The 26,699-nt window shown below is 49.7% G+C and carries 21 protein-coding genes and 2 tRNA genes; 10 read left to right on the forward strand and 13 right to left on the reverse strand.

Annotation, left to right across the window (positions count from 1 at the left end; genetic code table 11):
• The first annotated feature begins 41 nt into the window (after positions 1-41).
• The 9 genes from HPS55_RS09265 to HPS55_RS09305 all read left to right on the forward strand — a co-directional run bounded on the left by HPS55_RS09265 (position 42) and on the right by HPS55_RS09305 (position 8,398).
• A tRNA-Gly gene (locus tag HPS55_RS09265) sits at positions 42-114 on the forward strand.
• A gap of 24 nt (positions 115-138) precedes the next feature.
• A tRNA-Leu gene (locus tag HPS55_RS09270) sits at positions 139-224 on the forward strand.
• 328 nt (positions 225-552) lie between these two features.
• Positions 553-2,232, forward strand: coding sequence for a tetratricopeptide repeat protein (locus HPS55_RS09275; protein WP_172177932.1), 1,680 nt, complete (start codon positions 553-555; stop codon positions 2,230-2,232).
• Between the two features lie 115 nt (positions 2,233-2,347).
• Positions 2,348-3,406, forward strand: coding sequence for a DUF4369 domain-containing protein (locus HPS55_RS09280; RefSeq protein WP_172177934.1), 1,059 nt, complete (start codon positions 2,348-2,350; stop codon positions 3,404-3,406).
• Between the two features lie 70 nt (positions 3,407-3,476).
• Positions 3,477-5,024, forward strand: coding sequence for a YifB family Mg chelatase-like AAA ATPase (locus HPS55_RS09285; RefSeq protein WP_172177936.1), 1,548 nt, complete (start codon positions 3,477-3,479; stop codon positions 5,022-5,024).
• A gap of 126 nt (positions 5,025-5,150) precedes the next feature.
• Complete coding sequence (locus tag HPS55_RS09290) at positions 5,151-5,837, forward strand: class I SAM-dependent methyltransferase (protein WP_172177938.1); 687 nt, start codon at positions 5,151-5,153, stop codon at positions 5,835-5,837.
• Positions 5,834-6,529: a VanW family protein gene (locus tag HPS55_RS09295; protein WP_172177940.1), complete on the forward strand. Its 696-nt coding sequence runs from the start codon at positions 5,834-5,836 to the stop codon at positions 6,527-6,529. The genes HPS55_RS09290 and HPS55_RS09295 overlap by 4 nt, the downstream gene beginning before the upstream one ends.
• Positions 6,530-6,553: 24 nt before the next feature.
• Positions 6,554-7,249: an HAD family hydrolase gene (locus HPS55_RS09300; RefSeq protein WP_172177942.1), complete on the forward strand. Its 696-nt coding sequence runs from the start codon at positions 6,554-6,556 to the stop codon at positions 7,247-7,249.
• Between the two features lie 177 nt (positions 7,250-7,426).
• The gene (locus HPS55_RS09305) at positions 7,427-8,398 is read left to right on the forward strand and encodes an Rpn family recombination-promoting nuclease/putative transposase (RefSeq protein ID WP_216655536.1); all 972 of its coding nucleotides are present in this window, start codon (positions 7,427-7,429) and stop codon (positions 8,396-8,398) included.
• Between the two features lie 79 nt (positions 8,399-8,477).
• On the opposite strand, the gene HPS55_RS09310 is transcribed toward HPS55_RS09305, so the two are convergent.
• The 8 genes from HPS55_RS09310 to HPS55_RS09345 all read right to left on the reverse strand — a co-directional run bounded on the left by HPS55_RS09310 (position 8,478) and on the right by HPS55_RS09345 (position 16,307).
• The gene (locus HPS55_RS09310) at positions 8,478-9,122 is read right to left on the reverse strand and encodes an HAD family hydrolase (RefSeq protein ID WP_172177687.1); all 645 of its coding nucleotides are present in this window, start codon (positions 9,120-9,122) and stop codon (positions 8,478-8,480) included.
• Positions 9,123-9,141: 19 nt separating this feature from the next.
• A complete protein-coding gene (locus HPS55_RS09315; protein ID WP_172177685.1) occupies positions 9,142-10,032 on the reverse strand; it encodes a decaprenyl-phosphate phosphoribosyltransferase in 891 nt (296 codons plus the stop codon).
• A gap of 22 nt (positions 10,033-10,054) precedes the next feature.
• Entirely contained in the window at positions 10,055-11,116 is a 1,062-nt protein-coding gene (locus tag HPS55_RS09320; protein ID WP_253945863.1) for an acyltransferase family protein, read from the reverse strand.
• Positions 11,100-12,941: a sulfatase-like hydrolase/transferase gene (locus tag HPS55_RS09325; RefSeq protein ID WP_172177683.1), complete on the reverse strand. Its 1,842-nt coding sequence runs from the start codon at positions 12,939-12,941 to the stop codon at positions 11,100-11,102. The genes HPS55_RS09320 and HPS55_RS09325 overlap by 17 nt, the downstream gene beginning before the upstream one ends.
• Before the next feature lie 46 nt (positions 12,942-12,987).
• Entirely contained in the window at positions 12,988-13,569 is a 582-nt protein-coding gene (nadD, locus tag HPS55_RS09330; RefSeq protein WP_172177681.1) for a nicotinate (nicotinamide) nucleotide adenylyltransferase, read from the reverse strand.
• A 42-nt stretch (positions 13,570-13,611) separates the two neighbouring features.
• Positions 13,612-14,178, reverse strand: coding sequence for a guanylate kinase (gmk, locus tag HPS55_RS09335; RefSeq protein ID WP_172177679.1), 567 nt, complete (start codon positions 14,176-14,178; stop codon positions 13,612-13,614).
• Positions 14,179-14,307: 129 nt separating this feature from the next.
• Positions 14,308-15,183: a YicC/YloC family endoribonuclease gene (locus HPS55_RS09340; protein ID WP_172177677.1), complete on the reverse strand. Its 876-nt coding sequence runs from the start codon at positions 15,181-15,183 to the stop codon at positions 14,308-14,310.
• Positions 15,184-15,287: 104 nt separating this feature from the next.
• Positions 15,288-16,307: a hemolysin activation protein gene (locus HPS55_RS09345; RefSeq protein ID WP_172177675.1), complete on the reverse strand. Its 1,020-nt coding sequence runs from the start codon at positions 16,305-16,307 to the stop codon at positions 15,288-15,290.
• Positions 16,308-17,009: 702 nt separating this feature from the next.
• Here HPS55_RS09345 and metG point away from each other — a divergent pair.
• Positions 17,010-19,055 (forward strand): methionine--tRNA ligase, encoded by a 2,046-nt coding sequence (gene metG, locus HPS55_RS09350; RefSeq protein ID WP_172177673.1) that lies wholly within the window; start codon positions 17,010-17,012, stop codon positions 19,053-19,055.
• Here the strand turns inward: metG and cbiB are convergent.
• From cbiB to HPS55_RS09375, 5 genes are all read right to left on the reverse strand, one after another.
• A complete protein-coding gene (cbiB, locus tag HPS55_RS09355) occupies positions 19,021-20,004 on the reverse strand; it encodes an adenosylcobinamide-phosphate synthase CbiB (protein WP_172177671.1) in 984 nt (327 codons plus the stop codon). The genes metG and cbiB overlap by 35 nt on opposite strands.
• Positions 20,005-20,027: 23 nt before the next feature.
• Positions 20,028-21,080 (reverse strand): aminotransferase class I/II-fold pyridoxal phosphate-dependent enzyme, encoded by a 1,053-nt coding sequence (locus HPS55_RS09360; protein ID WP_172177669.1) that lies wholly within the window; start codon positions 21,078-21,080, stop codon positions 20,028-20,030.
• Complete coding sequence (locus HPS55_RS09365; protein ID WP_172177667.1) at positions 21,077-22,615, reverse strand: cobyric acid synthase; 1,539 nt, start codon at positions 22,613-22,615, stop codon at positions 21,077-21,079. Before HPS55_RS09365 ends, HPS55_RS09360 begins: the two co-directional genes overlap by 4 nt.
• Positions 22,616-22,626: 11 nt before the next feature.
• Positions 22,627-23,694, reverse strand: coding sequence for a glycosyltransferase (locus HPS55_RS09370; protein ID WP_172177665.1), 1,068 nt, complete (start codon positions 23,692-23,694; stop codon positions 22,627-22,629).
• A gap of 737 nt (positions 23,695-24,431) precedes the next feature.
• Positions 24,432-25,490, reverse strand: coding sequence for a glycosyltransferase family 4 protein (locus HPS55_RS09375; RefSeq protein ID WP_172324921.1), 1,059 nt, complete (start codon positions 25,488-25,490; stop codon positions 24,432-24,434).
• Between the last annotated feature and the right edge of the window lie 1,209 nt (positions 25,491-26,699).

The raw sequence follows: 26,699 nt of genomic DNA on the forward strand, positions 1-26,699 counted from the left end.
CCTTTCAAATAAATAATAATATCTTTGCAACCGCAAAAGATGCGGAAATAGCTCAGTTGGTAGAGCACGACCTTGCCAAGGTCGGGGTCGCGGGTTCGAGTCCCGTTTTCCGCTCTACTGTTTTAGATGGTAATGGATGCCGCAATGGTGGAATTGGTAGACACGAGGGACTTAAAATCCCTTGACCCGAAAAGGTCGTGCGGGTTCGAGTCCCGCTCGCGGCACCTCCGCATTATCTACGATGTGCATTTCACAATCATGAATTGTATTTCCCGTCAATCATCAAGATTGTTTCCTGTTGCTTTCAGTCAAGACTATTTCCGCATATACAACCGGTAAATCCGACTGACGATATGCAAGATTGCCGGTTATGAAGAACAAACTGCCGGCAAGACAGACAAACACACTATTTAATGATTAATAAAATATAAATTTCACACTCTTTTGAATGTCATACAACATTTAAATTTTACCTTTGCATATATTTACTAATATAATCAGAATCCGAAAGTGCAAACGCACTCTGCGGTTTCACAAAACCAATACTAAATTATGCAAAAAAACAACTTTTTATTGCTGTCAGCCGCATCTATGCTGCTACTCACATCATGCTCATCAAAACTCGGAGAACTGTCTGCCGACAACTTCAATGTAGTGCCCAATCCACTTGAGGCACAGGCCGGACAGGTGCCAGCCACCATCAACGGAATGTTCCCCGAGAAATACATGAAGAAAAAGGCCGTGGTAACCGTCACACCGGAACTGCGCTATGCCAACGGCAAGATAGCCAAAGGAACAAGCGCAACATTCCAAGGTGAGAAAGTAGAAGGCAATGACCAGACTATCTCTTATCTCGTGGGCGGCAACTATACCATGAAAACCAACTTCAAATACGTGCCGGAGATGCAGAAGAGCGACATGTATCTCACATTCAACGCCAAAGTGGGCAAGAAGAACGTTGAGGTACCGGCAGTGAAAGTGGCCACAGGCGTGATAGCAACATCCGAGCTGTATCGCAACACCATCAACAACGCCCAAGGCTGCATAGCCGAAGACGCATTCCAGCGCGTGACAGAACAGAAACAGGAGGCAAACATCAAATTCCTCATACAACAGGCCAATCTGCGCAAGAGCGAGCTCCAGAACAACTCAGTAACCGAATTTGTAAAACTGCTTCAGAAAATAAACGCCGATCAGGAAGGTCTCAACCTCAGCAATGTTGAAGTGTCGGCATATGCTTCGCCCGACGGTGGCGAGAAGCTGAACGACAAACTTGCAAACCAGCGTAAGCAGAACTCGGAGAAGTATGTGGCAGATCAGCTGAAGAAAGCAAAGATTGAAACTGAAATCGACGCCAAATACACAGCCCAGGACTGGGAGGGATTCCAGGAACTGGTAAAAGCATCGAACATTCAGGACAAGGACGTTATTCTGCGTGTGCTCTCAATGTATAAGGACCCGGAAGAACGTGAAAAACAAATCAAGAACATGAGCGCCGGATTCAAAGAACTGGCCGACGGTATACTGCCAGAATTGCGCCGTGCACGCCTCACTATCAACTACGAAGTGATAGGCCGCGACGACGACCAGATAGAGGACCAGCTGAAGGAAGACGCCACCAAGCTGAGCGTAGAAGAAATGCTCTACTCGGCAACTCTCACAAACAAGGTCAACGAACAGGAAGCAAGATACAAGAAGACCACAGAAGTATATCCCAACGACTGCCGTGCATACAACAACCTTGCAACCATCGAATATGCACGCGGAAACTACGCTGCAGCCAAGAACTATGCCCAAAAAGCACTGTCTGTAAACCCGAAGAGCGCCGAAGCCAATGCCAACCTCGGTCTGATAGCATTACAGGCCGGCGACGCTGCAACAGCCGAGAACTACATAGCCAAGGCTGCTGACGCCAACGGACTGGCCGAAGTACTCGGCAACCTGCACTTGGCACAGGGCAACTATGCACTGGCCGAGCAGGACTTCAACAAGGTGAACTCCAACAGCGCAGCTCTGGCACAAATTCTCAACAAGAACTACAGCGCAGCCGAGAAAACCCTCAACAACGTGAAAAACGCTGACGCCATGACCGACTATCTGAAAGCAGTCCTCAATGCACGTCAGGGCAACAAGGGCGCTGCCAAGAACGCACTTGCCGCCGCATTGGCCAAGGATCCGTCGTTGGCTTCGTATGCAGCCAAGGATCTTGAGCTGGCCGGCATCAGCAAATAATCATCATACATAATTTTTTGTTTTTACTCTCCACCTTCATTTCCACCCCACCGGAGAAAACGACGGGGAGAAACGGAGATGGGGAGTTTTTTATACAACAGCTTTGACGACGACAATGGATGTAACGGAGAATATACACTCACACCGGTACCGGTACAGAGCAAAAGCCGGCCTGCCTTTCACCATCTGCACCGTTCTTGCAATCATGCTTTCGGCATGTGGGGCCAAGAGCGGACATTTCCGTATAGAGGGACGGTTCAAGAATCTGAACCAAGGAGAGTTCTATATATACAATCCTGACGCCGCAACAATAGACCTCGACACCATAAAAGTGGCCGACGGAAGGTTTGTATATGACGTACCGTTGGAAGACAAAACAATATTTGTCATCATCTTCCCAAATTTTTCCGACCAAGTGGTATTCGGCGAGCCGGGAGCCACTGCCAAAATAAAAGGCGATGCATCGCATTTGCGCGAGATGGAAATAAAAGGAACTGACGACAACAAACTGATGACCGACTTCAGGCTCAATGCCAACAAGATGACACCACCAGAAACCATACAATCGGTAGAAGCATTTGTCAACGAGCACCCGAAGTCGCCGGTAAGTCTTTATCTTATAAACAAATATCTCGTCACAGGTCAACATCGCGATTACACCAAGGCATACAAACTAACGAAAATAATATTACAGACCAATCCGGACAACGGTGCCGCTATAAGATTGTCCAAACAGCTGGATGCACTCCGACAATGTGCCATAGGGAGCAGACTGCCCGATTTTAAAGTAAAGGACATCGACGGGAACACTGTCAGCCGCACCGAAGTGCTCAACGGCAAAATAAACATTGTCACGACATGGGCCTCATGGAGCTATGAAAGCCACAACATCCTTCGCACACTGAAAAGACTGAAAAAACAATATGGCAAGGATATCGCCATGCTCAACATATGTCTTGACGGCAACAAGAGCGACTATAAGAGAAATACTGAACGTGACTCAATCACATGGCCGACCATATGCGATGGCAAGATGTGGGAAACGCCACTGCTCGGAAAGATGGGCCTGGCCACAGTGCCAGGCAATATCGTGGCCGACAGCAAAGGAACGGTAGTAGCCCGGGATCTCGACGGAAAGCAATTGGAAGAAAGAATAAAATCGATGATGAAATAAGCATTATCTTCCACAACAGCCCTATCCATACAATATTTCCACAACCTGATAACATAAGACACTACTACCTATGCTCGTAAAGACATTCTGCGCAGCCGTAATGGGGCTGGAAGCCACCACGGTAACCGTTGAGGTAAGCATGACACGCGGAGTAATGTTCCATCTGACCGGACTTGCAGACACCGCCGTCCGTGAAAGCCGGGACAGAATCGTGGCCGCTCTGCAAAACACCGGCCACAAATTTCCCGTGGCCGATATCACCGTAAACATGGCTCCCGCCGACATCCGAAAGGAAGGCAGCGGCTATGACCTGCCGTTGGCAATAGCCATACTTGCAGCCAACGGCAAGATAGAAAGTGACAGCCTCGGCGAGTATATGCTGATAGGCGAACTTGGCCTGGACGGCCGGTTACTGCCTGTACGCGGGGCACTGCCTATAGCCATCAAGGCACGTGCAGAGCAGTTCAAAGGGCTCATCGTTCCGCGACAGAACATACGAGAGGCCGCCGTGGTAAACAATATTGACGTATACGGCATGGACAACATAACTGATGTAATCCGTTTCTTCAACGGTGACCGCTCGTTCAAACCTACCGTGACAGACACACGCCGTGAATTTTATGAAAAACAAACTACGTTCGACCTCGATTTCGCCGATGTGCGCGGACAAGAAAGCGTGAAGCGTGCGCTCGAAGTGGCGGCAGCCGGAGGGCATAACCTGATAATGATCGGTCCGCCGGGCAGTGGCAAATCAATGATGGCCAAACGCCTGCCGTCAATATTGCCGCCACTGTCGCTTGCCGAAAGTCTTGAGACTACACAGATACACAGTGTGGCCGGCAAACTTAGCCGCGATACATCGCTCATCACACAACGCCCGTTCCGCTCTCCGCATCACACCATATCGCAGGTAGCCCTTACCGGAGGCGGTCTGAACCCTCAGCCCGGCGAGATATCTCTCGCACACAACGGTGTGCTCTTCTGCGACGAACTTCCGGAATTTACCCGAAGTGCTCTTGAGGTACTGCGACAGCCGCTCGAAGACCGCAAGATTACCATATCGCGGGCCAAATACACCATAGAATATCCATGTTCGTTCATGTTCGTAGCCTCGATGAACCCCTGTCCGTGCGGATACTACGATGACCCTACCCACCACTGCGTGTGTACCCCGGGACAGATACAGCGGTATATGAACAAAATCAGCGGCCCTATGCTTGACCGCATTGACATACAGACCGAGATAACCCCTGTGCCGTTCGCTGAAATTTCCAACGCATCACCTGGCGAGCCGTCTGCCTCGATTCGCCAACGTGTCATTGCCGCACGTAAGATACAGGAGGAACGATATAAAGACTGTAAAGGCATACACTGCAACGCACAGATGACCGAACGGATGATTCACCAATATGCCAGGCCCGACACATCGTCGCTTGAAATGCTCCGCACAGCCATGGAACGCTTGAAACTGTCAGCCCGCGCCTACAACCGCATACTGAAAGTGGCCCGTACCATTGCCGACCTTGACGGTTCAGAAACTATAAAGTCTCTCCATCTGGCCGAAGCCATCGGCTATCGCAATCTCGACCGCGGTGACTGGGCGGAAAGAAGGGGCTGACACTGACACAAAACAGAATTTTGATATAATTAAAATATGCAGCCATAATATGTAAGTTTTCCAAGTTCTCATTTATATGTGACATACCTTAATTAACAAACTTCAAACAGCAATCCGACAATTGAAATGGAAAAGAAACAAGGTGATAAAATAATTGATTATTACAACAATCTCGCACCGACATACGATGAAAATCGTTTCGACAACACATACGGACACTTCATTGACTCCGAAGAACGGCATGTGCTAAACAGGCTGCTGACAGGGAAAGAAAACAAAGTACTCGAAATCGCTTGTGGAACGGGACGACTGCTTGACTATGCCGGCTATGGCATTGATGCGTCAGAGAAAATGCTCACCATAGCCCGTCAGAAATTCCCCAAAAAAGATTTGCAACAATCCCTTGGACAATCCACTCCCTTTAACGACGCTTACTTCGACGCTGTATACTCGTTCCACTTGATGATGCATCTGGAACAGGAAGATATCTACGGCATAATCAAAGAATCACACCGTATACTCAAACCCAAAGGCCGATTGATATTTGACATCCCGTCATTGTCCCGCCGCAAGCTTTTCGGGAGGGAACATGGCAATGGCTGGCATGGCAACACGGCCCTCAATCAAACAGACGTAGCCCGACTCTCCGACGGTTTATTCAAAATAGTGTCGGTTACCGGCATCATGTTTATACCCGTCCATCGCCTGCCCTCTTCTTGGCGCAAAAGAATGCTAAGCCTTGACATATCAATGGCTTCAAGTCCATTGAAGACATTATCATCCTATCTGATTTTTGAACTTGAAAAGATATGAAACTTTCGACCAAAGCATCCCTGAGAATGTCCTTCGTCAAACTGCTTGATTTTATCAAACGCGTCCCTTTCGCCCGACCGACCGACAAATTTCCCGCAATGCCATATTCAATTACCGTCAGCCAACCTTTATTGCCTTCTCCCACACTCGAAAACAAGAAGCACAACCTTTGTGTAGCAGCAGATCGCATAAACAATCTTCTTATCCGACCCGGCGAAGTCTTTTCATTTTGGCATACCGTAGGCAACCCGAATGATCAGACACGCTTTCGCGAGGGTCGCAGCATCCATGCCGGTCGGGTAACATTCGATGTCGGAGGAGGACTATGTCAGGCTTCCGGCATAATACACCATGCCGCACTTTTGGCAGGACTGCATATTCTTGAACGGTACAATCATTCTGTCGACTTATACACCGAAAAATCCCGGTTCGCTCCCATTGGAACCGACGCTACCGTTTTTTATGGATTCAAAGATCTGAGATTCCGTAACAATACCGATGGCAATATCAGACTGCAACTTGAAATAGATACCGACAAAGTAACATTACATATGTCAAGCAACATTCCTATTCACCCCAAAAGTCTTAGCACAGACATAAAGATATCGCCTGATGGCAACAAAATGGTTTCCATCGCCGACACCACCACATTACGTATCGTCTCCACTTCCCTCTACCGACCTCTCCCATAGTTAACGACAACAATCACACTACATATGAGAACTAACGACATATTGGTAATAGCTTTCGACGCCGACGATACCCTATGGGATTGTCAGTCGCACTTCGAGAACGTGGAACGAGACTATTGCCGGTTGCTGGCCGAATATGGTGACAGTGATGACATCTCCAGCAGGCTGTTCAGAACTGAAGCTACCAATATGGAATTACTGGGGTATGGCACCAAGGCCTTCACACTGTCACTCGTAGAGAATGCTGTAAACATAAGTCAAGGCAAAGTGAGCGCCAAGACGATAGGCAAGATAATAGAACTTGGCAAAAGCCTGCTGTACCTGCCAGCCACACCTTTGCCCGGCGTACGAGAAACCCTGCGTGCCATAAGGAGTTTAAACCGCTATCGGCTCGCACTGTTCACCAAAGGCGAATTGCTTGATCAGGAAAACAAGCTGCAACGCTCCGGTCTCGCTCCATTTTTCAGCCATGTGGAAATAGTATGCGACAAGACACCCGCTCACTACCGTGCACTCTGTCATCATCTTAACATTTCACCCGAACGCCTTCTCATGGTCGGCAACTCATTCCGCAGCGACATAGCTCCAGCACTCAACATCGGTGCACACGCCGCATATATTCCATTCCATGTGACGTGGCAACTCGAACTGACTGATGAATTTGACCATCCACACCTCACACGTCTAAAACAATTTGGTGATATAATGTCGATTCTATGACTTGAATCAATCGACAATACATACCGGATTTATCCACATCACTATAGGACAAAAGCAGTGCCGTTTCTTGGTATCTTTCCTCTATAAAAAGACTTTTTATATTCTGTCGGTGTAGATATCTCACGATTTATATGTAAATTTGCAGAAGATAATAATCAAATATAAATTTCCACGATTATGAACAACAACCAATACATCCGTTTCGACTGGGCCGCCAAGCGCATTCTTCGCGACAAGGCCAACTTCGGTGTTCTTGAAGGTCTCGTGACAGTATTGGGTGTTCTTGAAGGTCTCGTGACAGTATTGCTCAACGAGGAGATACGCATCATCGAGATTCTCGAGAGCGAGGGCAACCAGGAGACTGCCGACGACAAGTTCAACCGCGTTGACATCAAGGCCCGCAACAGCAAGGACGAGATAATCATCGTGGAGATACAGCTGACCAGGGAGCTCTACTATCTCGAGCGTATCCTCTACGGTGTCGCCAAGGCCATCACGGAGCACATATCACTCGGAGACAAGTACGACAAGGTCAAGAAGATATACTCGATAAACATCCTGTACTTCGACCTCGGCAAAGGCGCCGACTATCTCTATCACGGTCAGACGGTATTCCGCGGCGTTCACACCAACGACACGCTCGTGATAAACACTAAGGAGAGCGACGTCATAAGGATGAAGGCACCGTCTGAGATATTTCCCGAATATTTCATCATACGCGTGAACGAGTTCAACAAGGTTGCGACAACGCCGCTGGAAGAATGGCTCGACTACCTCAAGAACGGACATATCAAGGACGACACAACGGCTCCGGGGCTCAACGAGGCAAAGCGGAAGTTGCAGTACATGGCCATGACAAGGCAGGAAAAGCTGGCATATGACAGGCACATCGATGCCATCATGATACAGAATGATGTCATTGATACGGCAAAGCTCGAAGGACTCGTCGAAGGAAGAACTTTGGGAAGAGCAGAAGGAAGAGCAGAGGGAAGAGCGGAAGGAAGAGCGGAAGGACTTGCCGAAGGGCGCTCAGAAGGATTGGTTGAAGCAAATATAGCACATGCAAAGAGCCTGAAAGCACATGGCATAAGCAATGATATCATAGCCGATGTCACAGGTCTGTCGGTAGAAGAAATAACCAGACTATGAGTAATCCCGATTTTTAATGGAATTAAGCTCATATCCAGAGTATCTTCAGCAGCCACTTTTCCTTATGGCCATTTTGTCACTATTCCCTGAATGGCTTGTAGTGTGATTCATCGGCTGCGGTGAGCAGTTCCTTGTCGCCTCGGCTGTCACCGAATGCTATAAGCCGATATTTTTCGCGGTGTGGATATAGTGCAAGCAGCCTGTTTACTTTTTCTTTTCCGTAACAGTTGGGAGTTGCAAAGCGTCCGGTGAGCCTGCCTCCTGTTATTTCAGGTTTTGTGCCGAGTATTATGATGGGTGCCTCTGTGTTGTTGTCAGAATCCGTCTGGCCGTTGTTATGTATAGTGGCCCCCATATCGGAAAAGAAAGGTGCTACCCATAGGTCGATACTGGCACTTACTATCACTACGGGGCATTCTTGCCTTATGGCCCGTTTGACCGTTTCTATGCCATGAGGTCGCAAAAGTTGTTGACTGTTGCGCGCAAATTCAGTGCATATGGTCGTAAATTCATCCACAGTCATACCCTTGAAGAAATGGTCGAATATGTGTTGTTTGGCCTTGTCGTTTGGATATATGCGTAACTTCATCATTATGAGCATAGGCAGATGGCGTATTATTCCCATGATGAGAGCGCTGTTACCGCGTGCATACCGGATAAATTCGATGAGTGTGTCGCGGGTGGTCAGTGTTCCGTCGAAGTCAAAGGCATATATGGTTTTCATTTCTTCTCATCTGTTTGTTTTAAAAATATATTATCACAAGGAAAGTAAGTCCCCATGACAATATTGTGAGTTGCGTGAAACGGTCGCGCCATATTATTTTTGTCGGGTCGCCGGAGTCCTGGTCTACCATAGCAATCTGCAGATAGCGCAGCAGTCCTATGAAGACGAATATGCTCGTGAGGTACAGATATTGTGTGTGATGACAATCGATGACATCCGGCGACACTGTGTACATGATGTAGCACACCAGTGTGACTGCAGCTGTTATGGTGATGGCCTGATTGATGAAAGTGAGGTTATATCGTATGGTGTTCTTCCTCGGAGCCTCTCCCGTCTTGTTCATTCGCAACACGTCATCGCGGCGTTTGGCGAGCGACAGGAATAGTGTTAGCAGGAATGTCATCAGCACTATCCATTTGCTCAGTGCAGTGTCGGTTGCAATGCCTCCTGCGAGAATGCGCAGCACGAAACCTATGGCAATGATGCACACGTCGACTATGGCATATTGTTTCAGACGTGCGCAGTACGCAAGGTTCATAATGTAGTAAGCGCCTATGATGGCTCCCACGGGCAGACGGTAACCGGCGGGCAGGGTCAGGGCCGTTATGGCAACGGAGAGCGATATCATGAAAATCATGATAGAATATCCGGTTGTGACAGAGATGGCTCCGGAGGCTATGGGGCGACGGCACTTGACAGGATGGCGGCGGTCGTCGTCTGCGTCAATGATGTCGTTGAAACAATACACCGACGAGGCGGCAAGGCTGAATGCCATGAATACCGGCAACACGGCAAGAAGCGATTCGGCATCAAGCAGACTGCCTCCGAAGAACATAGGGATAAAAACGAAAGTGTTCTTGATCCACTGCTTCGGGCGTATTATTTTCAGGATATGTGTGAAAGATATCATATCGGTAAACATTTATTATAGTTCAATGTCGGGCATCCGTCACCCGTTTTATCATCCACGCCACGGTGAGTGTCGCGATGATGTAAAGCAACAGACCGGTATAGGTGTCGCCGCGGTGGGATATGGGTATTAATATTTTTCGGAAGATAGGGTGGATGACGAATACCACGGCCGACAGTCCACCCGTCCATGTGAGCGGTGTCAGAGCTGCGTCAGGCAATGCCTTGACTGTAGTTGTCGTTAGGGCGATGACAAGTAATGGAGTCCATAGCCATGTGTGAAAATTGAAACAGCATATCGTGAGCACAGCAGCCGTTGCAACAGCCGCCGCAGCCCATTGCCACCGTCTTATGGTGGCAAGGAATAAGGAAGGGCGCAGCCGGGCCGTCATCACTCCCGCGCAGAAAGGCAGCATCCCTCCTATACAGTTGTATCGCAGACGGTTGATGGCATTGCCCTCGGGACTGTCGGCACACATGGCCTGCGGCAGCCAGCATAGCAGCACGAGCATGGCCATGACCCCCCAGTGCCGCCGGCGGTAGATGACAAGACGGTAGACGATGTACAGCTGCATCATAAGTCCGAAAAACCAATATGGGCCGGGCCAGATACTGCGTTCGGGTTCGGGCATGAAGTTGATTACCATGAGCATCTGCGCCACGATGTCTGTGAGCTTATATTTATGTGCTCCAGGTGTGATGGCGTCAACGATGACGAAAGCCGCCAGACCTGTTATCATCATTGTGAACAGTTTGATGTAGTGATGGTGTAGGAACCGTGTGGCTGTCATTCCTTTTTTATCTTGTTCATACTTCATCACGAGGCCGAAACCGCTAAGGAACAGGAACACCGGTACACCGTAGTGTCCGAAATATGATAAAACCTGTATCGGCAGAGTGTCGTCAGGGTGGATGAGCGACTGCAAAAGCAGGGCATTGTTGCCGTCGCTGAACTTATATTCGTTTTCTTTCACGGCCAATGCCAGCCAATGGCAGTAGTTGTGTAACATAATTGCCATTATGGCTATGCCGCGCATGGCGGAACATTCGGCCCGCGAGAGCCATTCGTCATTTTTTCCTGTCATGATGTTCTGTTCTCAGTTTGTCGTAGTCGGTGGTATTCTTTATAACCCTCGGGCGCAGACTGTCATAGTTTTGGCTCAGCGGATTCCGACTGTCACAGTATTCGGGACAGGCAATACCGCCGAGGTATAGCAACAGGTGGGCCACATTGTCGGTCATGAACGGTCTGTTGCAGGCCGCCTTTATTTCAGTGTCGATTTCGGGATGAGCCTCGGCATATTTGTGTGAACGCCATATCCAAAACGGTATCTCAAATTCTTCGTGAGCCAGTCTGTAATCTATCGTGGCAGAGTGCAGACGACCTACGATGTGCATGTCGTCGCCAAAGCATTCCTCGCCGTGGTCTGGCATATATATTACGATGGCCTCGCGGTCTTCAAACCGTCGTAACACCTCGTCGACGATGGAGTCGTTGTAGAGTGTGGCGTTGTCGTAGTCGGCCAGGAATCCGCGTTCCCAGCTCTTCAGTTTACGGTGGCGGTAGTCGCCCGGCTTAAAATGACTCCATCTTTTCGGTGTGCGGTCGTGATAGGCTACATGCTGCCCCATAAGGTGCAGTATGGTCAGGTTGGCTCTCCCCTGTTTGTGGCTGAGGCTGTCATAGTCGGCCAATATCCCGTCGTCAAACCGGTGGAGCGATGTGTTGCGAGCGCTGAACTGTGCTGCGCTCAATTTGGGATCGTTGAGAAAGAAACCGCCACTGAAGTCATATACGGCTTCGCCCGTCTTGGGCAGGAACTGATTGGTGACGAAAGTCACATGATAGCCCGCCTTCTTGAATATCTCTGGAAACAGCGGGCGGTCGCACCACTGTCCGCTGTCGCCAACGGAATGCAGTGAAAACACATATTTGAAGACATAACTCGTCAGGTTCCACGGACTTATCACGTCCTTGAACGCCACCAGTTCGCCCAGCCGTTCGCGTTCCAGCTGTCGCGGTGTGGTGGGAACATCGTAGCCGTACAGTTGTGAGTGATGGCGGTTGTAGCTCTCACCGATGATGAGCACTATGTCCGGACTGCGGAAAGTGCAGCTGTCTATCTTGATATGGTTGGTGGCCTCTACAAGTCTTACCAGTTGCATAGCTGTCAGGTGGTTGGCATATATGCTGAACGCAAGCCGGTGTATCGGCATATACAGTACAGCTCTGTCTGGTTTGGTAAGTTCGTGTTCTACCGAACCGATGTTATTGTACGACATCAGTCTTACGGTAGCCTTTTTGTTGTCGAAGCAATCTGTCAGGCTATATACGAAGACAGCCGTAACTGTTACACCGGACAGAATGGTGAGCAGTCGGTTATGGCGTGTGAAGAATGGTGGACGGAGGGTATTGCCGGTAAGTCTTTCGAGTGTTCTGCTTTTACATATAGCCCAAGTTGTGATGTGTATCGGTATAATGAGCAGTATCGTGCCTACAGGCGAGACAATGGTGTTCCATGTCAGGTAGGTGCTAAGAAACTCCGATGTCTCGTTGCTGTTGGTCTCGCCGATGAGCATGAGCATAGATGGGTTGATGGTTGATCCGAGACGTACGAAACACCATACGTCGGCGATGGCTGCGGCGTAAAGAACGGCACATACTATGCCGCGTATCCAACGGCGTACTCGCTGCGGCATTGCGGCAAGCAGCGCGCACAATATGTATAGCTCGGTGAAAAGTTCGGTAAAAAGATGAGGATAAGGTCCCGTGGTATTGCTGTCGGGAATCTCGAACATGCCGCATGTAATGCCGAGGATAAACATGAAGACAAAAAACGTTGCGTTACGTGTTATCGGGTATAATGCAACACTTGGAATTGCACCGGCCACGCGTAGCACTTTCTTCATTTGATTGTTGGTAGAAGTAAGTTCCATAGGCTCGACTCTACTGCTTCTATGTTTTTGATATACCGTAATGTCTCTTTACGTCCTGTTTTATGACATCTGGCACAAGCCCGTCAATTGATTCGCCGCACGTTACTCGCCGGCGTATCTCTGTGCTGCTGATGTCGAATAGCGGTGTGCTGGCCAAAGTGACGCCCGCCGGCAATTCCACCTGGTCGACGATGCTTCCGTGGCGCGGATATATCACCACGTCATGGTGTCTGAGGATATCCTCGTGGCGATACCAACGGCCGAACATCTTCCAGTTGTCCGCACCGATGATCAGTGTGAAGCGGCGGTCGGGATAGTCGTGCGACAGGTGTTGCAGGGTACTCCATGTATATGATGGTCTTGTAAGATAGAATTCGTAGTCGCATGCCGCCAACTGCGGTTCGCCGGTCAATGCAGTCCGTGCCATTTCAAGGCGCGTTGTGTCGTCCAGCAGTCCGGCCTGTTGTTTGAGCGGATTCTGTGGTGACACCATAAACCATATCTCGTCGAGTCCTGTTACGTTGAGCAAGGTCTTTGCCAGTGCGATATGACCGTTGTGTATGGGATTGAACGACCCTCCGAAAATTCCCGTTCCTTGCATTACATTCTTTCTGCCGTTGTTTATATTACTATGTATGTCGGATTATTTTCCGAGAAACTCGCAGATGATGTCTTTTGTCTGCTGCTTGGCCACATCCAGATTGTCGTTGACCACAGTGCGGTCGAAGTTCTTGGCATAGCCTAGTTCCATCTCGGCGCGTGCCACTCTCATTTCAATCTTGTCTTGTGTTTCCGTACCGCGGTCGGTGAGACGTTGCCGCAGCGTGTCTATCGACGGAGGCTCTATAAATAGGCTCAGGGCGCGGTCGCCGTAATAGTTCTTTATGTAGCATCCTCCCTTTACGTCTACATCAAACACCACGTTGAAGCCGGCGGCGAGTTTGTCTTCCACCTCCTGTTTCAGTGTGCCGTATAGCGTGCCGCCATACACCTCTTCGTATTCCAGAAACTCTCCATCGGAAATACGCTTGCGAAAGTCTTCGTTGCTGATGAAGTGATATGCGACGCCATCAATCTCGCCTTTTCGCGGTGCCCTGCTCGTGCACGATACCGACATTGTGAGCCGTAACTCTTCGTGTTGCATCAGCCAGTTTATTATTGTGCTCTTTCCTGTTCCGCTCGGGGCGGAGATTATTATTATTTTTGCCATAACGTTAAAAATTTAGTTTAGAGTTCAGAGTGATGGGTGCAGAGGTATGATTACCTTTGTTTATTCGATTGCTTATTCCACTTTGAAAGAGTAATCATACCTCTGCACCCATCACTCTGAATTCTAAACTTAAAGTGCATTGAGAACCTGTTCCTTTATCTGCTCCAGTTCGTCTTTCATCTTCACTACGATGTTCTGCATTTCGGCCAAGTTGCTCTTCGAACCAGTGGTGTTTATCTCGCGTCCCATTTCCTGGGCGATGAATCCGAGTTTCTTGCCTTGTCCGTGACCTTCTTCCATTGTCTCTCTGAAATATTTCAGATGGTTGGCCAGTCGTTGTTTCTCTTCGCTGATGTCCAGTTTCTCAATATAGTATATCAGTTCTTGCTCCAGTCTGTTCTTGTCATATTCCACTTCGCGTATTTTGTTCAATCCGTCCACAATGCGGCTGCGGATTTTCTCTACGCGCATTTTCTCGTACGGTTCGATTTCGGAGAGCAAAGCGGCGATATTGTCTATTTTTTCAGTGAACTTGCATTGCAGTGCGGCACCTTCTTGACGGCGGAAATCCTGTAGCTGCTCAATGGCATTTCCTATGGCTCCGCGTGCGGCCATCCATTCCTCGTCGTCAAGCACTTCCTGTTCCGTCTTTGCCATAACGTCGGGCATGCGCAACAACATTCCGAACCACTCCTGCGGCTCTGGTATTCCCGTGCGGGCGGCAATGTCCTTTATCTGGCGGTAGTAGTTTTCCATCAGTGCACCGTTGATGGGTGTGGCGTCAAGCGTGGCATCCTTGTCTATCCATATGCAGAAATCCACCTTGCCGCGTTCCAATGCCGCAGCGAGCATCTGGCGTATTTCCATCTCTTTCTCGCGGTAGAGTGGTGCTATGCGTGTCGACAAATCGAGAGCCTTGCTGTTGAGCGACTTGATCTCGACGTTTATTTTTTTCTCCTTGTAGGCTATTGTCACTTTCCCATAGCCTGTCATCGACTGTATCATACTTTTGATTGATTACGTAATGTCCGGCAAAGTTACGATATTTTTATCATATACTCCGCTTGTGTGCTGCTTAATTTTGTTGACCGACTTACATATTTGTCTCTTCATACATGTTTGTCCCGTCCCATCCACTTTCGTATACGCCGACGCAGGGCCTTTGTTATTACGGTGAAGTTACCGTGACTCAGGTTCAGCATCAGTTCTTCCATAGAATATTGTACCTTGCGCCACGGATTGTTCCATGCGTATGTGAGGTAAAGCCGTTTGTTATATTCCACATTCTCAATCACATAACGCGGATGGCGCAATGGGAAGTCTGTCTCGTGGCGATCCATGGTGAATATGCGGCGATAGCGTCGGGGCATGGTTTCGAACGTGGCTGAATAGTGTGTAGAGTCTGTGGTCAGTCCGATGTTGTTTATCATGTTCTTTGTTGGCATTATTGCAAGTCCTGAGTTGAAAAGCATTGACGCCCAAAATATACTTTCGTAGTATTCGCGGCCGGTCTCGCGATGGTCGCGGCACATCTTGATTATGTCGTTGCGGAATCCGCGTTGCCTTATCAAGGCCTTGAGCTGCCGCATGTTGTACTCGTCGTCAAGGAACGTGTATTTGCCGTCCCACCGGTCGATGACCCTGCGCCACGACGCCCATCCCCATATTGAGAATGCCGAGGTGAAGAAATAGTCGTAGGGAACGTCGGGCGTTATCTCGTCGGTGTTGAATCCTGCTATCATCGTTATGCGCTCATCGTGTTCGTAACGGTCGAGCATTTCCTTGCAGAACGGAAAGAACGACTGTGACGGCACGTCGTCGTCCTCAAGTACAATGCATTTGTCGACAATGGAGAATGCCCATTTTTGCGAAATATATTCCGACGGATCGCAACCGTAATTGCGATCCTGATACATTCTGTGTACTTCGCATTCCCAATCAATGTCGTCGGCAATTTTGCGGCAAGCCTCAATGCCGGGCATGTCTTGCTCGCCGCGCGGCCCGTCCTGATAGAGAAACAGGCGTGAAGGGCGTGCCTTTTTCACTTCGGCAAATACACGTCCGAATGTGTCCGGACGTGTAAAGAACAACAGCAATACTGCGATGTCGGTTTTGGCGGGATGTTTCATATGGAATGTGCGGTTTGATATTCTTTTATCCGCAAAAATACGTAATAAAAACCGAACGCCCGAAAAAATGACGTGCTTTTTTCTGATTTTTACAGATATACATATGGAAAGGACGGGACTGGGAGACATGTTGTTTTTGACATGAAGACAAAAAAGACATATTTAATACGTATAATCTGTTTTTTTTAGTTGGTCAACAGAATTAAGCTACATTGTAGGACATAGGAAGAATGCGCCCCAACGGGGCAACAAGCACACAGCCCGGGGCAGAGCGTAGCGGCACCCCGGGTATCATGTTCAATTATCCTATTCGCCCTGAAAGGGCAAAAGCATTAATTGTCAGATACTTACATTTTTTACATCTCATATATTTTATGCTTTTGCCCTTTCAGGGCGCGGGGATTGTCGATGTTGATTCCCGGGGTGCCGCTACGCTCTGCCCCGGGCTGTGTGCTTGTTGCCCCGTTGGGGCGCATTCTGTTCAAACTGGGCGCATCCTTCCTATGTTCGGACTATAATGTAGTTTGATTTTGTTGTACAACTTACTTTAAATCTTTTGCCGAATTATTTAAATTGATTTTGTTGACTAACTTAAAGAAAAAAAGGTTGAATGTTAATTTGCATTTTTGCCCAAGTTGCAGTAACTTTGCACACATAATTAAATAAAGAAAAAATAGAATATTAATATACAACTAAGGAATCATGGAAGAAAACCATTACAAGCGTACCACCGTGACGGCGGCTCTGCCCTACGCCAACGGCGGTGTGCACATAGGGCATCTGGCCGGAGTGTACGTACCGGCGGACATATATGTGAGATACCTCAGACTGAAAGGGCAGGATGTAATCTTCATCTGTGGCAGCGACGAGCATGGTGTACCCATCACCATCCGTGCCCGCAAGGAGGGCATTACGCCTCAGGATGTTGTCGACCGCTATCACGGTATCATCAAGAAGAGTTTTAAGGATTTCGGAATATCGTTTGACATATACAGCCGTACCACATCGGACACACACCACAAGCTGGCTTCCGATTTCTTCAAGAAACTGTATGACGACGGCAAACTGACCGAGAAAGTGTCGAAACAGTACTACGACGAGGAGGCCGGACAGTTCCTGGCCGACAGATATATCACCGGCGAGTGCCCGCACTGCCACAACCCAAAGGCTTACGGCGACCAGTGTGAGAAATGCGGCAGCGACCTCGACCCCACCGAACTGATCAACCCGCAATCGGCCATAAGCGGTTCCAAACCCGTGTTGAAAGAGACGAAAAACTGGTATCTGCCCCTCAACGAGTATCAGCAGTGGCTGAAAGAATGGATTCTGGACGGCCATAAGGAGTGGCGTCCCAACGTGTACGGACAGTGCAAGAGCTGGCTCGACCTCGACCTTCAGCCGCGTGCCATGACGCGTGACCTCAACTGGGGTATCCCCGTGCCCGTGGAGGGCGGTGATGGAAAGGTGCTCTACGTGTGGTTCGACGCGCCCATCGGCTACATATCGAATACCAAGGAGCTGCTGCCCGACTCATGGGAGAAGTGGTGGAAAGACCCTGACACACGCCTTGTCCACTTTATCGGCAAAGACAATATCGTGTTCCATTGCATCGTGTTCCCCACTATGCTCAAGGCACACGGCGGATATATACTGCCGGAGAACGTTCCTGCCAACGAGTTCCTCAATCTGGAGAACGACAAGATTTCTACATCGCGCAACTGGGCGGTGTGGCTGCACGAGTATCTCGAGGAGATGCCGGGCAAGCAAGACGTGATGCGCTATGTGCTGACGGCCAACGCTCCGGAGACAAAGGACAACAACTTCACATGGAAAGACTTTCAGGACCGCAACAACAACGAGCTGGTGGCCGTTTACGGCAACTTCGTCAACCGTGCGCTGCAACTCACCAAGAAGTACTGGGGCGGAGTGGTGCCCGAGTGCGGCGAACTGACCGAGGCCGACCGTGCCACACTTGACGAGTTCAAGGACGTCAAGAAACGTGTGGAGGACTATCTCGACATATTCAAGTTCCGCGAAGCGCAAAAAGAGGCCATGAACCTGGCACGCATCGGCAACAGATACATCACCGAGTGCGAGCCGTGGAAAGTGTGGAAGACCGATCCCAAGCGCGTGGAGACCATCCTCTACATATCACTACAGCTTGTTGCCAACCTTGCCATTGCTTTCGAACCGTTCCTGCCGTTCAGCAGCGCGCGACTGAGAAAGATGATCGGCGTGGACAAACTGGAGTGGGAGAACCTCGGCCGCACCGACCTGCTGCATGCCGGTCATCAGCTCGCAGAACCCGAACTGCTATTTGAGAAGATTGAGGACGAGACCATCAATTATCAGCTCAACAAGCTGGAGGAGACCAAGAAGGCCAATGAGGCTGCCGCTTACGTGGCCGAGCCGGTAAAGGCCCCCGTGACGTTCGAGGACTTCGAGAAGTTGGACATACGCGTCGGACACATCAAGAACTGCGAGAAGGTGAAGAAAGCCAACAAACTGTTGAAGTTCACCATCGACGACGGTTCGGGTACCGACCGCACCATTGTGAGCGGCATAGCAAAGTTCTATGAGCCTGAGGATTTGATTGGCAAGGATGTGCTCTTCATTGCCAATTTCCCGCCGCGCAAGCTGATGGGAATAGAAAGTCAGGGCATGATTCTGTCGGCCGAAAACTTCGATGGCAGCCTGAGCGTCACTTCAATACTCAGGAATGTAAAGCCGGGAAGTAAGGTGTGCTGAGCGCGATAACGACTATAATGACCATAAGGATTTCGGAGAGGCGGTTGATTTCAACCGCCTTTTTCATGTCCGTAAGGCTGAGCGGACGGTCGTTGCAGCCTATGTATGGCTTGTAGAAAAGTGTTCCGAAATAATGATGCGGTCCGCCGAAGCGGCAGTCCAGTGCTCCGGCGAGGGCTGCTTCCGGCCATCCGCTGTTGGGACTGGCGTGGCACGAACTGTAGCGTAGCACAAAGCGCAGGTTGGAGAGTCTGCATCCCGACACGGCGACCATGAGCATGGCTGTGATGCGTGCCGGCAGCCAGTTGGCCGCGTCGTCGATACGCGCGGCCGCACGGCCGAAGTCACGGTAACGCTCTGTGCGGTAACCTATCATGGAGTCGAGCGTATTGACCATCTTGTAGGCCATCATGCCCGGCCCGCCAAGCAGCATGTACCAGAAAAGCGGTGCCACAACCCCGTCGCTGAGATTCTCGGCAAGCGTTTCGATGGCTGCCGTCCGCACCTCATGGGCGGAGAGCGCCGAGGTGTCGCGTCCTACGATGCGTGCCACCTGCCGGCGGCCCTCGTCGATAGAACGGTCGAGGGCCAGAAACACATCGCGCACTTCGCGCACAAGTGTGGTTCCGGCAAGGCAATAGAAAACGAGCACAGCCTGAACTGCCAAGGCCACCAACGGGTGGACCATGCCGGCAAGAACAATCAGCCCCCATGTCGCGGCAAAGACAACCGACGGAAGCAATACAGCCACTGCCACGCCCGCACGGCGGCTGTAAGCGGCGTTCTCACGGCTGCCGCGGTTGAAGCGATGCTCGCACCATGCCGTCATCCGTCCGAAGAGCACCACGGGATGGGGCAGGCGCGGCGGATCGCCGAGCAGAAGGTCAAGCACCCATCCTATAATAAGCGGCGCGACGGAGTATGCTATATATAATAAGGTGTCATTCATATTCAATGGCACTGCCGTTTGTCTTAATCATCCGAGATATCCATATACATGCGTACAGCCTCGGCAAGCGCCGTGTTGTCTTCCCGCGAACGCGCGGCCACGCGGAAATGGCGCTGTGAAAGTCCGCGTATGTTGGAGCAGTCGCGTATCAACATCCCATGGTGCATGGCCAGATAGTCCTTTAGTCCGGAGGCTGTGCCGCGGGACATCTCGGCCAGCATGAAACCGGTGGACGTGGGCCGCACATTTATGCCGGGGATACAGTCGAGTGCCTGCCGCAGCGCTTCCGCATCAGCGAGATAACCTTTCAAATCGGGTATTGCCGGCTGTCCGGTGCCAAGCAGATAGCGGCCGGCTTCAATGGCAAATGCGTTGACAGACCATGGGCGCATGCAGCCGCGCAGCCGTGAGATTATATCGGGGGCGGCCGTAATGTAGCCAAGCCTCAGTCCGGGAACGGCGTATGTCTTTGTCATGGAGTGGATTAGTATCATACGTGTATTGTCAATGGCCTCGCGGGGAGACAGCAGCGGCATGAGGGTATAGTCTTCGTAAGACTGGTCGACAACGGTGATGGCGGCATGCCGGTTTATATCCATGATATAATCTGTAGGGAGCACCTCGCCGGTCGGGTTGTTGGGGTTGCAGAGCCATATCATGGTGTTCGGACCATCCATGCTTCCGTAAAGTCCGCAGGCCGTGTGCTTCGCGTCAGGAAATGCCGCTTCCACGTATCCGAACATACGGCAGGCATCGTCGTATTCGCTGAATGTGGGGCGGTGTACGGCATAGCATGCACGCTCCCCGTTTCTGCGGAAAGCCTGGGCGATCAGATAGATGGCATCGGTGGCTCCTGACGTGACAAGGACACTGTCGGCAGATATGCCGTGGTGTCGGGCAATCATGTCTCCAAGAGTGTAAGGATAGGGCTCGGGATAGGCTGCCATCACGTCGAGCCGGTCTGCAAGATGGGCTTTGAGCCCGTGGTGCGAGGCTCCGTAATATATGTTTGAACTGAAGTTCGTCCTTATTCTTCCGCCATAGCGGTAGGCGTCGTCACCGTGTCCGTCTATCATTGTTCGCCTTTCATTATTCTGTAAATACGGTCCATGTCGACATTGCGGCGCACATGGTCGGCCAGCTTGTCATATTGTTCGTTCTTGAAAGCAGTGTAATCGAACTGCCGCTTCGGGTCTTCCGTCATTCCGTCAAACGGCGAAAGAAGGAAATCGACAAACTGCCGGTTGTCAAGAATGCCGTGAATATATGTACCCATACAGCGACTGCCGGCCATGCAACCGTCTGCTGTTCCGTCTGACAGTATGCACAGGGGACTTGCAGCGGCGTCTTTCTCCGGCACGGTTGCTCCCATGTGAATCTCATAGCCATGGAGCTGTGGCCCGCAGTCCGAAGGCGTTCCGGGGCAGGAGAGCGGCGTGGCGGCATAGGAAAGTGAGAAACTCACCTGACGTGTCGTCTTCTCCGGTGTCATCGTTGTGGTCACCGGCAGCAGGCCGAGGCCGGGTATACGCTCTATGCTGCTTTCCACATTGCCGGGGTCAAGTATCTCGCGGCCCATCATCTGATATCCGCCGCAGATGCCGAGCACGGTGGCTCCGTCGCGGCATGCCTGCACCACGGCCCGGGCCATGCCGTTGCGGCGCAGTTCGCAGAGGTCGTCCACCGTGCATTTAGAACCGGGCAGGATGATGATGTCAGCCTGTGCCATGTCGGCCGCGGCGGAGGTATAGAACAGGTGTACGCGCGGGTCACGTTCCAATGCGTCAAAATCGGTGAAGTTGCTCAAATGGCGCAGCAGCACGACAGCCACGTTGACCAGCCCGTCGTGTCCGGCGGTGAGGGATTTTCGTCTCAGGTCCATGCTGTCTTCCTCCTCGATGTGTATGTCTTTATAATAAGGTATCACTCCAAGCACCGGCACTCCGCACAGTTGTTCTATAATCTTTATGCCCGGTCTGAAAAGGCTGATATCGCCGCGAAACTTGTTTATAAGTACGCCTTTGACCATCCGTCTGTGTTCGGGAGGCAACAGCGCTATACTGCCGTAGACTGATGCGAACACGCCGCCACGGTCGATGTCGGCCACAAGGATTACGTCGGCGCCGGCATGCGCCGCCATGGGCAGGTTTACGATGTCTACATCGCTCAGGTTGAGCTCGGTCATTGACCCGGCCCCTTCCATGACAATGGGATTGTAGCGCGCGGCAAGACGGTCGAAAGCGGCGCACACTTCACTGCGCAGTGTCTCGCGGCCTTCCTTCCTGAAATATTCCGATGCACTGCGTGTGCCGGCCGGCCGCCCGTTGAGCACCACCTGCGACGTGCAGTCGGTCTGAGGTTTTAGCAGCAGCGGGTTCATGTCCGTATGACAGGCTACGCCTGCTGCCTCGGCCTGTACGGCCTGTGCCCTGCCTATCTCAAGTCCTTCGGGGGTGGCAAACGAATTGAGTGCCATGTTCTGGGCCTTGAACGGTGCAGGAGTGTAGCCGTCCTGACGGAATATGCGGCAGAAGGCGGCGGCCACCACGCTTTTGCCTACGTCGCTGCCTGTTCCGGTGAACATCACCGGATGTAGCGGACCATGTTTCATAGACTGTTTCTTTATGCGTTTTTTCTGTATCCAAGGTTTCTCAGCACTTCGGCCGCTTCGCGTGCGCATATAGTGTCGTTGTAGCGTGTCTCCGCTATCTCGCGTGCCCTGCGGCCCATACGTGCGGCCTCGTCGGGATGTTCCATGATGTAAGCAATGGCTTGTCGCCATCCCTCGACATCGTAGTAGGGCACCGATATGCCGCATCCTTCCTTGTCTACGTCTATGGGAAACTGTGGGTTGCGGCTGCATATTACCGGCAGACCGAGCCCGAGAGCCTCGACAATGGTGGTAAGTCCGACGGTATATTTGGTCTCTTTGCAGCAAATCACAACGCAGGATGCACGGTTGACTTTCTGACTTAGCTCGTACGGTATCATCCCCGAAACGAAGTTTACCTGTATATTGTCTTTCACATCCAGTCTGTCGAACAGACGGCGGTAGCTTATATCGTTGCTTTCGGGCAGATAGATTGCCAGCGGTGCCCCGGTGTCGTTGAAAGCCTTGACCAGTGTCGGCATGTCGCGGCGCTCCTTGCCTGTGGATATGAATCCGTAGTGTCTGCCGGCGGGATGTTCCCGTTGCAAGCGTTTGAAGAAGTCGATATCCGGGCCCCAATGGCCGAGATGCATTCGCTCCGGACGGGCATTGGGACTGGCGAGTGAGTCACCGATGAGTTTTTCCGAGAAGAAGAACATGTGGTCTATGCCGCGGTAGAACAGACGGGAGACCGATCTGCGCAGCCTGTTGGCGGCCGTAACCATGGGCTGATGGTGCCATATAACGATGGGGCGGCGGAAAAGTCCGATAGCCCGCAGGAATATGATAATCTCTATACCACGATAATGGGTGGCGTAAATAGCGTCAAAATGTTCGCGGCATGTCAGAATCTGCCACGTGTTATATAGTATCAGACGCCAGCGCGAAAGCAACAGCGGGCGGTAACGGTGAAAAACGACATCAATGCCGTGGTCGCCCAACTGCGTGGCTCCGTAAAGGTAATGGCCGGGAAAGCGTCCCTCGCCCCACTCGCGCATGATGCGCTGTATGTCCTGAGTGTGATAGAAATAGACCTTCATGAGTGCAAAGATAAATATAAATTCCAAGAATCATACACCGGCAGGATAAAGATTTAAGTTTTTCTTTATAGGAAATTTACATATTTGCAATCTTCTGCAAACTTAGAGTTTGGACAGAACGCGCCCCAACGGGGCAACGAGCACATAGCCCGGGGCAGAGCGTAGCGGCACCCCGGGAATAATACGATTCATACATTCGTCCTGAAAGGGCAAAAGCGTTAATTATCAAATACTTACATTTTTTACATTCCATATATTTTTTATGCTTTTGCCCTTTCAGAGCGCGGGAATTGGCGATGTTTGATTCCCGGGGTGCCGCTACGCTCTGCCCCGGGCTGTGTGCTCGTTGCCCCGTTGGGGCGTATCCATTAATTTCTGTCCAATCATCCCATAAATGCGGTATCATAAGTTGGTCAACAGATTATACGCATTAATTCTGTTGACTTACTTATAAACGGATAACTCATAGTCCGAAGTATTTTACTTTGCGTTTCCATATGAAAAAGCGGATACGCTTCATACAATCGATAAATATTCCCAAAGTCGGTATGATACTGTAAAGTATGGGATACTTGTTTTTTATTCTTCGCATGATTTCCTTAAATCGCTTTAACTCGAAATCCGGGTTGTAGAGATTCGTGTCTTCATGTAAATGGCATTCATTGGGAATACAATGCAGTAGAAGTTGCTCCCATTCTGCTGCTATAGTATCTGGCATAAAGAGCTTCTCAATATCCTTATGCACATTTTCCCCCCCCTATTTTTTCGGCAAGTAACTCACTGATTATACAGCCGGCAAGTTCTCTTGAATTGTCATATAGAATTCCATTATATACTGTGTCAAGATATCCGGCGCAACGTTTTGATACTATTCTTGCACCCATCATTTGCATCTCTACAGCACAGATGCAGAATGTTTCTGTACGTCCTGAGGGATTGGGAACACCGACTTTCATTTCGGCAAGAACATCGTATTTCTCTTTTCCAAGCACTCCTAACAGATGCACTCCCTCGGATAACTTGTTGTCTTCTGTTATATATTTGGAAAACATTTGTTCGTAGTCCTTCTCCGCAAGTCCAAGAGCGCCGAGTCCAGATGTGTCTTTGTTTCTTGAATAGAGATTGCCGTTGCCGATGACAAACAGTTCTGCGTCAGGAACGGCTTTCTTTACTTCCGGCCATGCTTTTGCAAGTAAATGTAAACCTTTTGACGGAATGACAGCTCCCATGTATACAACAGTATGTTTTCTGATTTTTTTCTTTTTAGACAGATAATAATCAGGAATATCCACACAATTATATATATAGTCGGATTTCAGAAAAGCGCGATGGTCTCTATATAAATCCATCTGTTCACGACCTACGGCGATAAGACGCGTGACATTCTGGCAACGGGCATATGCCGTCAGTTCTCTGCTTGTCAGGAAATTATGACACCATACAATCATTTTTGTGGTGTGGGCGCCAAACATCACATCCCTTTTGTCGTGCATCATTGATGAGGAAAATTTTACCACAAGGAAATCCGTCCCATTTTCGTCGCAGCGTTTCCATGCTTCTGTCCAGTCTGCCACCTGCTCGTTGTGTAGCTCGGATGGAAAAATTTCTTTGTGTGTAGTATAGAAGACAACATCAAGCCCATTGTCTCTTATTGACAAAAGCCATGGTATGAAATGGAACATGAATGCAGTACCGCTCAAACCTGAATTCCCATTTTTGATATTGCTGAAATCCAATCCGGAGTGCCTGTTGTTTTCAAAGAAAAAAGCAACCCTTGTCGTTTTAATATTTTTCATATCTGTATCCGTTTATGACAACAAATATAAATATAATTTATCGTATTCAATTTGTTTAAGATATAATATATAAGTTAGTTAACAAAATTAAACAATATCATCCTCCTGACAAAATGCGATTCAACGGGTAAGGCGTCCAAAACTTGTCGTTTATGTTTGAAATCATAGTCAAAAATATATTAAGTCAGTCACAGTATTAAACTAGAACGCGCCCCAACGGGGAACGAGCACATAGCCCGGGGCAGAGCGAAGCGGCACCCCGGGGATAATACGATTCACACATTCGCCCTAAAAGGGCAAAAGCGTTAATTATCAAATACTTACATTTTTTACATTCCATATATTTTTATGCTTTTGCCCTTTCAGGGCGCGGGAATTGGCGATGTTTGATTCCCGGGGTGCCGCTTCGCTCTGCCCCGGGCTATGTGCTCGTTACCCCGTTGGGGCGTATCCATCCAGAGTGCATCCATCATCCAGAGTGCATCCATCCTAATATCCGGACGATAATGTATGGTACAGCAAAGTTACGTATTACAATGTAGTTTAATTTTGTTGATCAACTTGTATTATTTATAATTTTGTCACATCAAGATTTGAACTCTTGACGGAATGAAAAAGCCATAGAGGGCATTTGATATGTAATGCTTAGAATAATTTTTACTTTAACATATGTTAAGCGATATCCGTATCGCGATTTCCGCACTGTGGCCCGAAAATCTCGATTTTTGCTTCAAACGGGAAGCGCTGACTGTCAGCGTGTTACGATAATGTGGCTTTGTCAAGAAAGCAGAGAGACCCTTATTGCCTTGCAACGGGGCCGTTATTGCATTGCGACGGAGGCCTTATTGCGATGCGAAACGGCCGTTACGGGAGTGCCGGGAGGCCCTTACGGCAAGAAAACAGGGTGAAAAACGTGTGTCAAGAAAGCAGAGAGGGCCTTACGGCTTTTCTGGTTTGAGAAAAATAAAATGCGTTTTTTTCAGAATTATCATAACATTAAGTCTCTGGGAAAGGGAATAGAAGGGGCTGTGTCAAAATCCGGTCCATTTTGCTTGTAGGGACTTTACCTTTGCATATGAAATTAAAAATCATAAAAAAGTAGTAAAAAGAAAGGCTCATCCGACATTTCGAGTGATAAAGTCAATAAAAAAAATAAAAGAAAACTGCCGAAGTTTTTGTATATTTGAATAACCACAAACAAATATATAA

This window comes from Xylanibacter rodentium (assembly GCF_013166575.1).
Classification (GTDB): Bacteria; Bacteroidota; Bacteroidia; order Bacteroidales; family Bacteroidaceae; genus Prevotella; species Prevotella rodentium.

Bases quoted from the DNA above. Each gene is read 5' to 3' on its own strand.
- HPS55_RS09275 (WP_172177932.1), top strand. From the start codon at position 553: ATGCAAAAAAACAACTTTTTATTGCTGTCAGCCGCATCTATGCTGCTA.
- HPS55_RS09280 (WP_172177934.1), top strand. From the start codon at position 2,348: ATGGATGTAACGGAGAATATACACTCACACCGGTACCGGTACAGAGCA.
- HPS55_RS09285 (WP_172177936.1), top strand. From the start codon at position 3,477: ATGCTCGTAAAGACATTCTGCGCAGCCGTAATGGGGCTGGAAGCCACC.
- HPS55_RS09290 (WP_172177938.1), top strand. From the start codon at position 5,151: ATGGAAAAGAAACAAGGTGATAAAATAATTGATTATTACAACAATCTC.
- HPS55_RS09295 (WP_172177940.1), top strand. From the start codon at position 5,834: ATGAAACTTTCGACCAAAGCATCCCTGAGAATGTCCTTCGTCAAACTG.
- HPS55_RS09300 (WP_172177942.1), top strand. From the start codon at position 6,554: ATGAGAACTAACGACATATTGGTAATAGCTTTCGACGCCGACGATACC.
- HPS55_RS09305 (WP_216655536.1), top strand. From the start codon at position 7,427: ATGAACAACAACCAATACATCCGTTTCGACTGGGCCGCCAAGCGCATT.
- HPS55_RS09310 (WP_172177687.1), bottom strand. From the start codon at position 9,122: ATGAAAACCATATATGCCTTTGACTTCGACGGAACACTGACCACCCGC.
- HPS55_RS09315 (WP_172177685.1), bottom strand. From the start codon at position 10,032: ATGATATCTTTCACACATATCCTGAAAATAATACGCCCGAAGCAGTGG.
- HPS55_RS09320 (WP_253945863.1), bottom strand. From the start codon at position 11,116: ATGACAGGAAAAAATGACGAATGGCTCTCGCGGGCCGAATGTTCCGCC.
- HPS55_RS09325 (WP_172177683.1), bottom strand. From the start codon at position 12,941: ATGAAGAAAGTGCTACGCGTGGCCGGTGCAATTCCAAGTGTTGCATTA.
- nadD (WP_172177681.1), bottom strand. From the start codon at position 13,569: ATGCAAGGAACGGGAATTTTCGGAGGGTCGTTCAATCCCATACACAAC.
- gmk (WP_172177679.1), bottom strand. From the start codon at position 14,178: ATGGCAAAAATAATAATAATCTCCGCCCCGAGCGGAACAGGAAAGAGC.
- HPS55_RS09340 (WP_172177677.1), bottom strand. From the start codon at position 15,183: ATGATACAGTCGATGACAGGCTATGGGAAAGTGACAATAGCCTACAAG.
- HPS55_RS09345 (WP_172177675.1), bottom strand. From the start codon at position 16,307: ATGAAACATCCCGCCAAAACCGACATCGCAGTATTGCTGTTGTTCTTT.
- metG (WP_172177673.1), top strand. From the start codon at position 17,010: ATGGAAGAAAACCATTACAAGCGTACCACCGTGACGGCGGCTCTGCCC.
- cbiB (WP_172177671.1), bottom strand. From the start codon at position 20,004: ATGAATGACACCTTATTATATATAGCATACTCCGTCGCGCCGCTTATT.
- HPS55_RS09360 (WP_172177669.1), bottom strand. From the start codon at position 21,080: ATGATAGACGGACACGGTGACGACGCCTACCGCTATGGCGGAAGAATA.
- HPS55_RS09365 (WP_172177667.1), bottom strand. From the start codon at position 22,615: ATGAAACATGGTCCGCTACATCCGGTGATGTTCACCGGAACAGGCAGC.
- HPS55_RS09370 (WP_172177665.1), bottom strand. From the start codon at position 23,694: ATGAAGGTCTATTTCTATCACACTCAGGACATACAGCGCATCATGCGC.
- HPS55_RS09375 (WP_172324921.1), bottom strand. From the start codon at position 25,490: ATGAAAAATATTAAAACGACAAGGGTTGCTTTTTTCTTTGAAAACAAC.